Genomic DNA, 13,705 nt, shown 5'->3' with positions numbered 1-13,705 from the left:
CCAAATCGACGGTGATGTGGGAAAACGGGTCGAAGACGAATGGATGGGGGCAGGAACGGGTGGAAGCGAGGGTGAACGGGGCAGCGGCTCGGAGGATCGCCGAGCCGTCAGTCGACGGCGCTCACGCGCAGCAGGACGAGGTGGTCGGGGTGCAGCACCGGTAGTGCCAGACCCGTGGTGGTCAGGTAGGAACCCGGCAGGGTGACGCCCTCGGCCATCCAGCTCGCCGCGAGCCTCAGCTCGGGGTAGGTCGGCGCCGCCAGGCGCACGTGGTAGCGGCGCGAGGGGTCCAGGCCGGGCAGCGGGCGCGGCGCCGTGGGCCAGGCCAGGAGCTGACCCAGCGAGGCGATCTCGAACAGGGCGTCGGAGCCGTCAGGGGCCACGACGCCCTCGATGCGCAGCACGTCGTCGTCGGGCAGGTCCGCGTGCACCGTCACCCCCGAGTGCAGCAGGCCACGCAGTTCCTTGTGCAGCGCGATGATGGAGGCCAGGCGCTCGCGGGTGGGCTCGTCCGCCTCGGTGAGGTCCCACTCCACGCCCATGTGGCCCCACAGGGCGGTCCCGGCCCGGAAGTCGAGGTCGAGGTCGCGCAGGGTGGTGTGGGCCCGCCCGGAGCCGACGTGGGTTCCCACCAGCTCGGGAGGAAGCAGCAATGTGGTGCCGCGCTGGATGTTCTGGCGGTCGTGGGCGTCGATGCAGTCCGAGGCCCACACCCGCTGGGTGCGCTCCATGATCCCCAGGTCGATGCGGCCGCCGCCGCCGGCGCAGGACTCGATCTCCAGGGCGGGGAAGCGCTCGTGGAGCGCGTCCAGGAGCCGGTAGACGGCCAGGGTCTGGTCGTGGACGGCGGCCGCTCCCTGGCGTCCTGCGGTGGGGTCGGCGACCTCATGCCCTGCGGCCAGCAGGGGGGAGTTGTGGTCCCACTTGAGGTAGGCGATGCCGAGGCGCCCCACGAGGGTGGAGATGGCATCGAACAGGTAGTCCCAGGCGCCGGGGGCGGTCAGGTCCAGGACCCGCTGGTGGCGGTGCTCGGGCGCTCCGCCGGCGCCGTCGGACAGGATCCACTCCGGGTGGGCGCGGGACAGCTCGGAGTCGATGTTGATCATCTCCGGCTCGAACCACAGGCCGAACTCCATGCCCAGGGCGTGGACGTGCTCCACGAGCGGCTCCAGACCGTTCGGCCAGGCCTCGGGGGAGACCTGCCAGTCGCCCAGTCCCGAGGTGTCGTCGCGGCGGGAGCCGAACCAGCCGTCGTCCAGGACGTAGCGCTCGATGCCGACCTGGGCCGCGGCGTCGGCCAGGGCCTTGAGCTTGTCCAGATCGTGGTTGAAGTAGACGGCCTCCCAGGTGTTGAGCAGCACCGGGCGGGGGCGGTCGGGGTGGGACGGGCGCGAGCGCAGCCAGGCGTGGCTGCGGTGGGCCAGGGCGTCCAGGCCCTCGCCCCAGGAGAAGACCGTCCACGGAGAGGTGTAGGTCTGCCCCGGGGCCAGCGAGACCTCGCCCGGCAGGAGCAGCTCTCCGGCTCCCAAGAGCTTTCGGCCCGAGGCCGGGTTCATCGCCAGGTGGCGGACGTTGCCGGACCATGCCGCGTGAACGCCGTGGACGCGCCCGCTGCGCCATCCGAAGCCGGTGGTTCCGGCGGCCAGCCAGGTGACGGCGTCGTGCCCCGGGCGCCCCTCCCAGGACTCGCGCAGGCGGGTGCCCGGGGTGAAGGGGGTGCGCACGAGCCGGCGCTCCTGGACGTGGTGGCCGGTGGTGTCAAGCAGCTCGTCGGCACTGTCTGGCAACGGCAGCACCGCAGTGAGCTCGCCGACGACGAGATCGGCTCCCTGCTCGCCTTTGGACTCGGGGCGGTCGTCGCGGACCCAGGAGCGCACGCGTACCAGGCCGCAGGGTTCCAGGCGCAGCTCGGTACCCAGGGTCAGCTCGTGGACGGTGTCGGTTCCGCTGGAGCGCACGACGAGGGCGGTGCCGGCCGGGGTGTCCTCGGAGCTCTCCTCGTGGGTGAAGTCGGTGGGATGGGGTGAGAAGGCCGAGCCGTCGGTGCGTGAGAGCGCCACGGCGGGGCGTGAGCTCCAGCCCAGGTGGGCCAGGGGAAGGATCGGCAGGTCGTTGGTGATCCAGGCGGTGTTGGTTCCCAGGGACGTCGCTGCGGCCAGGGCCGCATCGGTCAGGTCATCACCGCTGACGTCACCCAGGTCGGGGCCCCAGTGGCGCACCACCGGGAAGCGGTCGTCGGGCAGGTCGAGGACTACGGAGGTGTCGGCTCGGCGCAGATGGAGGGTCATCATCGTCCTTCCAGGGGAGGGGAGAAGGGATCGGGAGCGATTCCTTGTAAGATGAAAATAATTGATGATGCTAGATTTCGCAAGGGTTTGCTCTACAGTGTCGGTACGACGTGGGCGGCGGTGGGCGTCGTCCCAGGTCACAGGCCGTGCGGCCCCTGTGGCAGCTGACGACGATGGAAACGGGAGCCGACGATGGGTGGTGGACGCAGCCTCGGCGCCAGGGCGCTGCTCGCCCTGATCTCCGCCGGCACCATGAGTCGTGGTGACCTCGGTGAGCGCCTGGGGCTGTCCGCGGCGACGACGACACGCACGGTGCGTCCCCTCATCGAGGCGGGGTTCGTCGTGGAGCAGCCGCCGGTGGAGGTGGATGGACCGGGGCGGCCCACCCGCCTGCTGGCCGTCGCCCCGAACAGTGCCACGGTTGCTGGCATCAAGCTCACGGATGACCGCCTCTACGCCGTTCTGACCGACCCGCTGGGTGAGGTTCTCATTGGCGACTCCGTGCCGCTGACCCAAACCGATGCCGGCTCCGTGACGGCCCTCATCGCCTCGGTCGTGGCGCAGCTGGCCGAGCGCAGTGGTCGACGGCCCGACGCGATCGGAATCTCCCTGGGGGCGGCTGTCATCGGGAGGCGGACCGTGGTGGTGGCCAGCTTCCTGGGGTGGCGTGATGTGCCTCTGGCCGCCATGGTCACCGAGGCCACTGGGCTGCCCTGCGTCGCGGCCAATGACGTGCGCGCCTTCGCCCATGCCGAGGCCTGGTTCGGGGCCGGTCGTGGAAAGGATCCCTTCGCCATGGTCACCCTCGGTGCCGGGATCGGCTGTGGGATCGTGGTGGCCGGTGAGGTCGTCTCCGGTGCGCAGGGAGCGGCCGGCAGCGTCGGACACCTGCCGGTGGATCCTTCGGGACCCAGCTGCGAGATCGGGCACCGCGGGTGCGCTCGTGCTCTCGCATCGACCTCCGGAATCCTGCGGGCGGCCGCCGAGCGCCTGGGATGTGAGGCTCAGGAGCTGAGCCTCGATCTGCTCCTGAGTCCCGATATGCGTCGTCACAACGGCGTCGACGACGTCCTGCGGCGTGCGGCGCTGGCGGTCGGAAGGGTGGTGGGGACTCTCGTCGCCTACGTCGACCCCGAGCTCGTCGTTGTCTCCGGGGAGGGCGTCGCCGTGGTGGAGACCTACCGGGAGGTCTTTGAGAAGGAGGTGGGCGGCCTGCGGCACTGGGCGGCGGCGCCAGTGCCGGTCCTGCTGCGTCCCTTCGAGTTCGACGAGTGGGCGCGGGGGGCGGCCGCTCTGGCCCTGGAGCAGTGGACGGTGGTGGCGGGCAATCGGTGAAAGGGAATCCTCGCCGCGCAAGCGCGCACTGTGACAGGAACCATGTCTAGGAACTAGGTCCCAGCGTGGTGTTGAACTAAGGGTCCCCTTAGATTGTGCGCATGATCCGCCGCACTACCATCGCGCTGTCCACCGCCGGTCTCCTGGCCGCCGGAGCCGCCCTCGCCCTGGCCGTACGTCCGGCCCGCCACGACGTCCCCGACGTCGCCGCCGGCACGGGCAGCCGCCGTCCGCCCCGCGTCGTCATCGCCGGTGGCGGCTACGTCGGCTTCTGCGTCGCCCGGGCCCTGCGCGCCCAGCTCAACCTCGACCAGGTCGAGATCGCCATCATCGACTCGCGCGCTTACATGACCTACCAGCCCTTCCTGCCGGAGGTCGCGGCCGGCTCCATCCAGCCGCGCCACGTCGTCGCCCCCCACCGCCGTAACCTCGACGGCGTCACCATCATCACCGGCGCCGTCACCGCCATCGACCACGCGGGCCGCACCGTTACCGTGCGTCCCCCGACCCCCCAGTCCACGCACGAGCGGGTCGAGCCCTACACCCTGACCTACGACCACCTCGTCATCGCCCTGGGCGCCGAGGCCCGCACCCTGCCGATCCCCGGCCTGGCGGAGCAGGCCATGGGCTTCAAGCAGGTCGAGGAGGCCACCGCCCTGCGCAACCGGGTCCTCACCCGCATCGAGGACGCCGCCTCCACCTGGGACACCGAGCGCCGCAGGCGCCTGCTCACCTTCGTCTTCGTCGGAGGAGGCTTCGCGGGCGTCGAGGCCATCGCCGAGCTCGAGGACATGGCACGCGCGACCGTGCGCACCATCCCTTCCATCGAGCAGCGCGACGTCCGCTTCGTCCTCGTCGAGGGCTCGCGCCGCATCCTGCCCGAGCTCACCGAGGAGCTCTCCGGCTACGGGCTGCAGCAGCTGCGCGAGCGCGGCATCGACGTGCGGCTCAACACCTTCCTCAACTCCTGCGTCGACGGCCACGTCGTCCTGTCCGACGGCACCGAGTTCGACGCCGACACCATCGTGTGGACCGCCGGCGTCAAGGCCGCCCCGGTGCTGCAGACCGCCTCCGACCTGCCCATCGACGCCCGCGGCCGTGTCACCGCGCTACCCACCCTCCAGGTGGCGCGCGACGGCGCGCCGGTCGAGGGAGCCTGGGCCGCCGGCGACTGCGCCGCCGTCCCGGACCTGACCTCCGAGGACCCCGAGGCCACCTGCGCCCCCACCGCCCAGCACGCGGTGCGTCAGGCCAAGTTGCTGGCCGACAACCTCGTGGCCGTCCTCGCCACCGGGGACGAGAACGGTGTGCCTCTGAAGTCCTACGCCCACGAGAACCTCGGTACCGTGGCCTCCCTGGGGATCGGCAAGGGCGTGGCCCGCATCATGGGGCAGAACCTGCGCGGCTTCACCGCCTGGACCGCTCACCGTGGCTACCATGTCTACGCCATGCCGACCTTCAACCGGAAGGTGCGCATCATGATGGACTGGCTGGCCGCCGTCGTCTTCCGTCGCGACCTGGCCTCCTTCGGCTCCATCGCCGAGCCCGGCGCGGCCTTCGCCACGGCGGCCCGTCACGACGCCGACCTCGCCGCCCGCCGTAAGGCCGCCGAGAGCGGGTCCTGAGCGCTCAGCCGTCGACCACGGCGTCGAACCTGCCTGCGTAGTCCTGGGCGCTGAGCAGATCTCCCTCGGCGCTCACCGTCACCGTGAACAGCCAGCCGGCACCGTAGGGGTCCTCGTTGATGGTGCCCGGCTCGTCGACGACCGCCTCATTGACGTCGACGACGGTGCCGCTCACGGGCGAGACGAGGTCCGAGACGGACTTGGTCGACTCGAGCTCGCCGCAGGGCTCGCCCGCCTCGACCTGGGCGCCGACCTCGGGCAGGTCGACGAAGACGACCTCACCGAGAGCGTCGGCGGCGACGGTGGTGATGCCCACGCGTGCGGGCTCACCGTCCTCCAGCCACTCGTGGTCGATGCTGTAGCGCAGGTGAGCGCGCACGCTCTGAGCCATGATGGGGTCCTTCCTGTCAGGAGGTGGTGGATGGTGCGGGACGCCTTATCGGGTCCGCTTGTAGAAGGGGGAGTCGACGACCGTGACCTCCAGCGGCCTGCCGCGCACGTCGGCGACGAGCGCCGTGCCCACGGGCCAGGCGGGGGCGTCCTCACGCCAGGGACGCAGGAGAGCCAGGGCCACGGGATGACCCAGCGTGGGTGACAGCAGGCCGGAGGCCACCGCACCGAGCACCTCGCCGTCGTCGCCCAGCACCGGCGCACCGGCCCGGGCCGCACGCCGACCCTCAGCGCTCAGGGCGACCAGCACCGAGGTGCCCTCGGTGCCCTCCTGCTCGGCCCGGGCGGCCAGGGCGTCACGTCCGACGAAAGCGCCCTTGTTGAGCCGCACCACCGCGCCCAGGCCGGCGTCGTAAGGCGTCATCCCCTCGTGGAGCTCGTGCCCGTACAGGGGCATCCCGGCCTCCAGCCGCAGGGAGTCGCGCGCTGCCAGTCCGCAAGGAGTCAGCGCCGGCACCGGCTCGCCGTCGATGACGGTGGGCTCCAAGGCCGCTGCGGCACTGGTGATGACCGTCCACAGGTCCACGGCGTCCTCCGCGCCGCAGAACAGCTCGAAGCCGTCCTCACCCGTGTAGCCGGTACGGGCCAGCAGCACCGGGTGCCCCGCCGCCGTCGCCCTGACGGCCGCGTAGAAGCGCAGGCGCTCCAAGAGCGTGGGACCGCACAGCACGTCCGGTCCGCAGTCGTCCTCCTCCGAGCCCTCAAGGGGCCTGAGAGCGCCGGGCATGGCGGCACCGGACTCGACGACGCCGACCAGCACCTCCTGCGCCCGCGGCCCCTGGACGGCGATGAGACAGGTGGCCAGGGAGATGTCCTCGACCGTGCAGTCGAATCCCGCGCAGCGGGCGACCAGCTCGGCGGCGACGCGCTCGCGGTTGCCGGCGTTGGGCACCACGAGGTACTCCTCGTCGCCCACGTGGTAGACGATGAGGTCGTCGATGACCCCGCCGGAGGGCGAGACCATCATCGTGTAGCGGGCGCGCCCCACCGCCACGGCCGACAGGGCCCCCACGAGCGCGTGGTCCAGGGCGGCCCCCGCCTCGGGGCCGGTGACCTTGACCTCACCCATGTGGGACAGGTCGAAGATCCCCGCGCTGCGGCGCACCGCGTGGTGCTCGGCCAGGTCAGAGGTGTAGCGCAACGGCATCTGCCAGCCGCCGAAGTCGGTGAAGGACGCGCCCAGGGCCGTGTGCACGCGGTGCAGGGGCGTGGTGCGCAGGACGGCTGCGCTGGTCTCGGTGTGCTTGCTCATCGCTGTCTCCTCGTCAGACGTGGTCCCGGCTCAGGCCTCGTGCGCCTCGAAGGCATCGGGTGGCGGGCAGGTGCACATCAGGTGGCGGTCGCCCCACGCGTTGTCCACCCGCGAGACCGGGGGGAAGTACTTGTCCGTCTCCATGCCCGCCAGCGGGAAGGCAGCGGTGGCGCGCGAGTAGGGCCGCTGCCACGGCTCGGCCGTGACGGCCGCCAGCGTGTGCGGCGAGCGGCGCAGCACCGAGTCCTCCAGTGCCACGGCCCCCGAGGCGACCTCGTCGATCTCGGCACGGATCGAGCGCATGGCCGCGATGAATCGGTCCAGCTCGGCCAGGGGCTCGGACTCGGTGGGCTCGACCATGAGCGTGCCGGCCACGGGGAAGGAGAGGGTCGGTGCGTGGAACCCGTAGTCGATGAGCCTCTTGGCCACGTCCTCGGCGGTCACGCCCGTGGCCGCGGTGAGCGCACGCAGGTCGAGGACGCACTCGTGCGCTACGTGCCCGCGGTGGGTGTACAGGGTGGGGAAGACGTCGGCGAGCGCCTGTGAGAGGTAGCTCGCGTGGGCCAGCGCCGTGAGGGTGACCCGGCGCAGATCGGCGTCGGTGAGCGTGGCCAGGTACGTCCAGGCCAGCGGCATGACCCCCGCCGAGCCGAAGCGGGCCCCCATGGCCGCTGCCCCGCCGAAGCCCCGGTCATGGTCCTCGTCCGTCGGGACGGCCGATCCGACGGGACCGGCCGGAAGGTAGGGGGCCAGGTGCTCCTTGACGACGACGGGGCCCACGCCCGGACCGCCGCCGCCGTGAGGGATGGCGAAGGTCTTGTGCAGGTTGAGGTGGGACACATCGCCACCGAGGTCACCCGGGCGCAGCAGCCCCGTGAGGGCGTTGAGGTTGGCGCCGTCGATGTAGACCTGGCCGCCGGCGTCGTGGACGAGGGCGGTGACCTCAGTGACCTGCGGCTCGAAGACGCCGTGGGTGGACGGGTACGTGAGCATGATGGCCGCGACGTGTTCACCGTACTCGGCCAGGAGCCCGCGCAGGTGGTCGACGTCGATGGAGCCGTCCTCGGCGGTGGCGACCACCTTGACGCTGAAGCCGGCGCCGGCGGCCGAGGCGGCGTTCGTGCCGTGGGCGCTGGCGGGTACCAGGACGAGGTCGCGCTGCTGCTGCCCGGTGGCCCTGAGGTAGCCGCGCACCGCCAGCAGGCCGGCGAGCTCGCCCTGGGCGCCGGAGGCCGGCTGCAGGCTGCACCGGTCGTAGCCGGTCAGCTGCGCCAGCCGGTCGGCGAGACCGTCCAGCAGCAGGCGCCAGCCACGTGTCTGGGTCGCGGGGGCGTAGGGGTGGATGCCGGCGAGCCCGGGGCTGAGCCACACGGCCGACTGCGCGGCCGCGTTGAGCTTGAGGGTGCACGAGCCCAGCGGGATCATCGTTCGGTCGAGGGCGAGGTCGCGGTCCGCCAGCCGCCGGATGTAGCGCACGAGGGCGGTCTCGCTGCGGTGGCGGTGGAAGCTCGGGTGGGTCAGGAAGGTGCTCGAGCGCGCCAGTGACGCGGGCAGAGGGAACCGGGGGGCGCCGTCGTTGCCCGGGGCGGGATCCTGCGCGGCGTGGGGGAGGGCATCGGCGAACGCCCGCAGGACCGTGGTGACGTCGTCGTCGGTGGTGGTCTCGTTGACGCTCACCCCCACGTGGTCGGTGTCGAGCAGGCGCAGGTTGTAGCCCAGCGCCTCAGCGCGCTCGATGGCGTGGCGGGCGGCGCCGGGCAGGCGCACGCTCACCGTGTCGAAGAACTCCTCGTGCTCGAGGGCGAGCCCGAGCGCGCAGGCGCCGACGGCCAGGTGCTCGGCCTGGCGGTGCACGTGCTCGGCGATGGACACCAGGCCCTCGGGACCGTGGTAGACCGCGTAGAAGGCCGCGACGACCGCCAGCAGGGCCTGCGCGGTGCAGATATTCGAGGTGGCCTTCTCCCGGCGGATGTGCTGCTCGCGGGTCTGCAGGGCCAGGCGGTAGGCCTCACGGCCCTCGGTGTCCCGGGAGACGCCGACGACGCGTCCCGGCAGCTGGCGCCGCAGCGCCTCGGTGACAGACATGAAGCCCGGGTGGGGGCCTCCGAAGAACAGGGGCACTCCCAGGCGCTGCGCGGTGCCGACGGCGATGTCCGCGCCGACGGCGCCCGGCTCGGTCAGCAGCGTCAGGGCCAGCGGGTCGGCGTCGACTGCCACCAGGCCGCCGCGGGCGTGGACGGCCGCGACGGCACCGGCGAGGTCCTGGACGAGTCCGCGGCTGGTGGTGTGGGCGAGGACCGCCCCGGTCAGGGGTGCGCCGTCGTCGGTGATCGAGGAGATGCAGACGACCTCGACGTCGATGCCCAGGGCCTCGGCCCGGGCCGAGGCCACCTCAATGAGCTGGGGGTGCAGGCCGGAGTCGAGGAGCACGGGGGCGCCGGGGCCGCGGTGCGCGCGCGTCATGAGCAGGACGGCCTCTGCCACGGCCGTGGCCTCGTCCAGCAGGGAGGTGCAGGCCACCGGCAGGCCGGTGAGATCGGCCACGACGGTCTGGAACAGCAGCTGGGCCTCCAGGCGCCCTTGGCTGATCTCCGCCTGGTAGGGGGTGTAGGCGGTGGTCCATGCGGGGTTGGACAGGACGTCGCGCACGATGACGGCGGGGGTGATGGTGGGGTGGTAGCCGCGCCCGATCATCTCGGTGTGCGGGTCGTTGAGGGCGGCCAGGGACCTGAGCGCGCCGACGGCCTCGTCCTCGCTCAGCCCGCCGACAACGGCATCGGGTCGCTCGGGCTGCTGCGGGAGGTCGAGGACGGGAAGGGTGGCGGGGACCACCCGGACGGCCAGGTCCTCCAGGCTCCGAGCACCGATGCTGGTCAGGACCGTGTCCAGGTCCGCTCCCGTCGTGCCCAGGTGCCGGTCCAGGAAGCGCGTGGGTGTGTGGGGCGCCGTCATGACCCTCCCTCTCGTCGTGTGGCGCGTCACATCCTAGTGAAGGAGCCCGCATCCGCGCAGCAGAATGGAAGCGGGGCTCCGTGAGGCTCAGGTCGAGGACCATCAGCCGTGCATCTGGTCACGACGGTCCGTCAGGGCTGGGGCGGGGCCCCGCCGCCACCTACACTGCTCGGCGATGACCACGCTCACCACATCCGCCCCTGTTCTCGATGCCCGAGGCGGCCGGCCGCGCACCTACCACGTGCGCACGCTCGGCTGCCAGATGAACGTCCACGACTCCGAGCACATGGCGGGACTGCTGGAGAGGGCAGGCTACCTGCGCGTCGAGGACGTGCCCGAGGCCGCCGCCCGCGCCACCGACGCCGGTGACGGCGGGGCCGACGTCGTCATCATCAACACCTGCTCCGTACGTGAGAACGCCGCCACCCGGCTCTTCGGCAACCTGGGCCAGCTCGCCGCCGTCAAGCGCGAACGCCCCGGCATGCAGATCGCCGTGGCCGGGTGCCTGGCCCAGCAGATGGGGGAGGGGATCGTTGATCGGGCACCCTGGGTCGACGTCGTCTTCGGCACCCACAACCTCGACGTCCTGCCCGCCCTGCTCGAGCGCGCCCGGCACAACTCCGCGGCCGCCGTCGAGCTCGAGGAGTCCCTCAAGGTCTTCCCCTCCACCCTGCCCACCCGCCGCGAGTCCTCCTACGCCGCCTGGGTCTCCATCGCCGTGGGCTGCAACAACACCTGCACCTTCTGCATCGTGCCCTCCCTGCGCGGTAAGCAGCGTGACCGCCGCCCCGGCGACGTCCTGGCCGAGGTCGAGGCCGTCGCCGCGCAGGGGGCCATCGAGGTGACCCTCCTGGGGCAGAACGTCAACTCCTACGGGGTCGGTTTCGGGGACCGCGGCGCCTTCGCCAAGCTGCTGCGGGCGACCGGCTCAGTCGAGGGCATCGAGCGCGTGCGCTTCACCAGCCCCCACCCCGCCGCCTTCACCGACGACGTCATCGAGGCCATGGCCACCACCGGGGCCGTCATGCCCAGCCTGCACATGCCCCTGCAGTCCGGCTCGGACCGGGTGCTGCGCGCCATGCGCCGCTCCTACCGCACCCAGCGCTTCCTGGGCATCCTGGACAAGGTCAGGGACGTCATGCCCGAGGCCGCCATCACCACCGACATCATCGTCGGCTTCCCCGGCGAGACCGAGGAGGACTTCCAGGCCACTCTGGACGTCGTCGAGCAGGCCCGCTTCGCCTCGGCCTACACCTTCGAGTACTCCCCGCGCCCGGGCACGCCCGCCGCCGACCGCGACGACCAGGTCCCCGCCGAGGTCGTCAAGGACCGCTACCGGCGGCTCGATGCGCTCGTGCGTCGCATCGCCCACGAGGAGAACGAGCGCCAGGAGGGGCGCGTCGTGGAGGTGCTCGTCGCCGAGGGCGAGGGGCGCCGGGACTCGGTCACCGCCCGCATCTCCGGGCGCGCCGCCGACAACCGGCTCGTTCACGTCGCCCTGCCCGAGGGGCTGGCCGAGGACGACTACGCCGGCGGTGCCCCGCGCCCCGGCGATATGGTCAGCGTGCGCGTCACGCACGGTGCCCCCCACAACCTCATCGCCGACTCCGCCCGCTGCGGGCGGGAGCTGGACCCGTTCGCCGCGGCCGCCAATGAGGCCCTCAAGCCCGGCGACCGCCTTTGGCTCGACGACGGCCCGGCCCTGTTCCAGGTGCGACGCACCCGCGCCGGTGACGCCTGGGAGCGCCGCCAGGCCGAGGCCTGCGCCACGCCCGAGCCCGACACCGCCCCGGTGAGCCTGGGCCTTCCCACCCTGCGCGTGGGCGCACCCATCTGATTGAATCCCACATGGGCTCTCTTCAGTGGATGAGTGCTCTTGTGTTCTGTACCTAGAGGTATGTACAGTTCTGGCATCAGTTTCAGGAGGGAGCAGACTCGGGTGGCCGCCGTGCCTCCCGGGGGTTCGTCATGGTGAGGTATGTACAGTTCTGGCGTGGACTCGAGAGAGAAGCTAGTTGAGGCGATGGCCGAGCTGATGTGGGAGCGTGGTTACAGCGCCACGAGCCCGCGAGCGGTTCGCGAGCTCTCCGGCGTCGGCCAGGGGAGCATGTATCACTACTTCCCGACCAAGCGGGATCTCGGGCTGGCAGCCCTGAATCACAACTGCCAGGTCCAGCTGGATTCCTGGAAGGCCACGCTCAAGGGCCTTGAGGATCCGCTTGAGATCCTCAGTGCCTACCTCACCCTCCCGCGTGATCCGCTCAAAGGCTGCCGAGTCGGTCGGATGGCCCAGGACAAGGCTGTGGTGGCTGACGACGGTCTTCGTGAGCCGGTCGCCGAGACCTTCGCCCGGCTTCGCGAGATGCTGGCCACGGTCATTGGTGTGGCCAGGTCGCAGGGGCGTCTGCCGGCAGACCTTGAGCCGGACCACCTGGCTCGCACGATGGTCGCCGTTGTTCAGGGCGGTTACGTCCTGGCCATGGCCGAGCAGGACAGAGCCCCGTATGACGCGGCCTGTCAAGGCGCCCTCGAGTTGCTCCGTGTAGCGGCCGGGACCGCCGGTACGGCTCCTGGCGGCGACGGGTCCGCCTCCTCCTGATCCTGACAAGTCGGCGTCGGTGTCCGCCGGCGCCACCATTCACCGAAGGAGAAGGATCATGACCATTCGTATCGGTATCAACGGCTTCGGACGTATCGGACGCACGTACCTGCGTGCCGCGCTGGCCGGCGCAGCGGACGTCGAGGTCGTTGCCGTCAACGACCTGACCGACGCAGGAACGCTGGCCACGCTCTTGGAGTGGGACTCAGTGGCCGGGCACCTCGACGGCGTTGCCACCGACGGCGAGGACCTCAAGGTCGCAGGGCGGACCATTAAGGTCTTCTCCGAGCCGGACCCGGCCAAGATTCCCTGGGGTGAGGTCGGGGCCGACGTCGTCATCGAGTCCACCGGGTTCTTCGTTGACCGGGACAAGGCCGCCCAGCACCTCAAGGGAGGCGCCAAGAAGGTCATCGTCTCCGCACCCGCCAAGGGCGACGTCCCCACCTTCGTCCTGGGGGTCAACGACAGCCAGCTGGATGTCTCCGCCGCCGACGTGTTCTCCAACGGATCGTGCACCACCAACTCCCTGGCCCCGCTCGCCAGGGTCCTCCACGACGCCTTCGGGATCGAGAGCGGTCTCATGACGACGATCCACGCCTACACCGGGGACCAGCGGCTTCACGATGCGCCTCACAAGGACCTGCGTCGGGCGCGCGCTGCCGCCGCCTCCATCGTTCCCACCTCCTCAGGGGCCGCCCGGGCCATCGGTCTGGTCATCCCCGAGCTCGACGGGCGTCTGACCGGTGCTTCCCTGAGGGTTCCGGTCCCGGTCGGCTCGATCACCGACCTCACCGTGGTCACCTCCCGCCCGGTAACGGTCGAGGACGTCAACGCGGCCTTCCGTGAGGCTGCCGATCACGGACCGCTGGCCGGATACCTGCAGTACTCCCAGGCGCCGATCGTCTCCCACGACATCGTTGGCAACCCGCACTCCTCGATCTTCGATGCGCCTCTTACCGAGGTGATCGACGGTCAGGTCAAGGTCTTCGGGTGGTACGACAACGAGTGGGGCTTCTCCAACCGCCTCGTGGAGTTCTCCCAGAGGATCGGTGAACAGCTCTGACTCGTGCCGCGCCTTGGATGCGGTGCGGTGCGGGCTCAGTGCCGATTCCGGTCGCACAGCCCGCACCCTCCGCGTCCGACGGCGAGCGATGGGAAAAGGGACGGGGAGCCGTCTGAGAATCCCGTCTGTTTTGCGCTGACG

Annotated in this window: 9 protein-coding genes; 5 read left to right on the top strand and 4 right to left on the bottom strand. The window is 71.2% G+C overall.

Annotated features, from left to right (window positions below; translation table 11 throughout):
* Positions 1-107: 107 nt before the first annotated feature.
* Positions 108-2,288: an alpha-galactosidase gene (locus tag RIV12_RS02200; protein WP_309321897.1), complete on the bottom strand. Its 2,181-nt coding sequence runs from the start codon at positions 2,286-2,288 to the stop codon at positions 108-110.
* A gap of 192 nt (positions 2,289-2,480) precedes the next feature.
* On the opposite strand from RIV12_RS02200, the gene RIV12_RS02195 reads away from it, so the two are divergent.
* Together RIV12_RS02195 and RIV12_RS02190 are read left to right on the top strand one after the other, a co-directional pair.
* Positions 2,481-3,623 (top strand): ROK family transcriptional regulator, encoded by a 1,143-nt coding sequence (locus RIV12_RS02195; protein ID WP_309321895.1) that lies wholly within the window; start codon positions 2,481-2,483, stop codon positions 3,621-3,623.
* A gap of 101 nt (positions 3,624-3,724) precedes the next feature.
* Positions 3,725-5,248: an NAD(P)/FAD-dependent oxidoreductase gene (locus tag RIV12_RS02190; RefSeq protein ID WP_309321894.1), complete on the top strand. Its 1,524-nt coding sequence runs from the start codon at positions 3,725-3,727 to the stop codon at positions 5,246-5,248.
* A 4-nt stretch (positions 5,249-5,252) separates the two neighbouring features.
* Here the strand turns inward: RIV12_RS02190 and gcvH are convergent, their stop codons facing one another.
* From gcvH to gcvP, 3 genes are read right to left on the bottom strand one after another with little or no spacing between them, the layout of a single operon-like run.
* The gene (gene gcvH, locus RIV12_RS02185) at positions 5,253-5,639 is read right to left on the bottom strand and encodes a glycine cleavage system protein GcvH (RefSeq protein ID WP_075418998.1); all 387 of its coding nucleotides are present in this window, start codon (positions 5,637-5,639) and stop codon (positions 5,253-5,255) included.
* Positions 5,640-5,684: 45 nt separating this feature from the next.
* Positions 5,685-6,950 carry a glycine cleavage system aminomethyltransferase GcvT gene (locus RIV12_RS02180; RefSeq protein WP_309321891.1) on the bottom strand — a complete coding sequence of 422 codons (1,266 nt, stop codon included), beginning with the start codon at positions 6,948-6,950 and terminating at the stop codon, positions 5,685-5,687.
* Positions 6,951-6,980: 30 nt separating this feature from the next.
* Positions 6,981-9,902, bottom strand: coding sequence for an aminomethyl-transferring glycine dehydrogenase (gene gcvP / locus RIV12_RS02175; RefSeq protein WP_309321889.1), 2,922 nt, complete (start codon positions 9,900-9,902; stop codon positions 6,981-6,983).
* Positions 9,903-10,077: 175 nt separating this feature from the next.
* On the opposite strand from gcvP, the gene miaB reads away from it, so the two are divergent.
* The 3 genes from miaB to gap all read left to right on the top strand — a co-directional run bounded on the left by miaB (position 10,078) and on the right by gap (position 13,564).
* Positions 10,078-11,739 (top strand): tRNA (N6-isopentenyl adenosine(37)-C2)-methylthiotransferase MiaB, encoded by a 1,662-nt coding sequence (gene miaB, locus RIV12_RS02170; RefSeq protein WP_309321887.1) that lies wholly within the window; start codon positions 10,078-10,080, stop codon positions 11,737-11,739.
* Positions 11,740-11,880: 141 nt separating this feature from the next.
* Complete coding sequence (locus RIV12_RS02165; RefSeq protein WP_075419002.1) at positions 11,881-12,501, top strand: TetR/AcrR family transcriptional regulator; 621 nt, start codon at positions 11,881-11,883, stop codon at positions 12,499-12,501.
* Positions 12,502-12,559: 58 nt separating this feature from the next.
* A complete protein-coding gene (gene gap / locus RIV12_RS02160) occupies positions 12,560-13,564 on the top strand; it encodes a type I glyceraldehyde-3-phosphate dehydrogenase (protein WP_309321886.1) in 1,005 nt (334 codons plus the stop codon).
* Positions 13,565-13,705 lie beyond the last annotated feature (141 nt).

Origin of the sequence: Actinomyces stomatis, from assembly GCF_031292835.1 — a bacterium.
GTDB lineage: Bacteria > Actinomycetota > Actinomycetes > Actinomycetales > Actinomycetaceae > Actinomyces > Actinomyces stomatis.
This window is presented reverse-complemented; position numbering and strand designations above follow the sequence as displayed.

Bases quoted from the DNA above. Each gene is read 5' to 3' on its own strand.
- RIV12_RS02200 (WP_309321897.1), bottom strand. From the start codon at position 2,288: ATGACCCTCCATCTGCGCCGAGCCGACACCTCCGTAGTCCTCGACCTG.
- RIV12_RS02195 (WP_309321895.1), top strand. From the start codon at position 2,481: ATGGGTGGTGGACGCAGCCTCGGCGCCAGGGCGCTGCTCGCCCTGATC.
- RIV12_RS02190 (WP_309321894.1), top strand. From the start codon at position 3,725: ATGATCCGCCGCACTACCATCGCGCTGTCCACCGCCGGTCTCCTGGCC.
- gcvH (WP_075418998.1), bottom strand. From the start codon at position 5,639: ATGGCTCAGAGCGTGCGCGCTCACCTGCGCTACAGCATCGACCACGAG.
- RIV12_RS02180 (WP_309321891.1), bottom strand. From the start codon at position 6,950: ATGAGCAAGCACACCGAGACCAGCGCAGCCGTCCTGCGCACCACGCCC.
- gcvP (WP_309321889.1), bottom strand. From the start codon at position 9,902: ATGACGGCGCCCCACACACCCACGCGCTTCCTGGACCGGCACCTGGGC.
- miaB (WP_309321887.1), top strand. From the start codon at position 10,078: ATGACCACGCTCACCACATCCGCCCCTGTTCTCGATGCCCGAGGCGGC.
- RIV12_RS02165 (WP_075419002.1), top strand. From the start codon at position 11,881: ATGTACAGTTCTGGCGTGGACTCGAGAGAGAAGCTAGTTGAGGCGATG.
- gap (WP_309321886.1), top strand. From the start codon at position 12,560: ATGACCATTCGTATCGGTATCAACGGCTTCGGACGTATCGGACGCACG.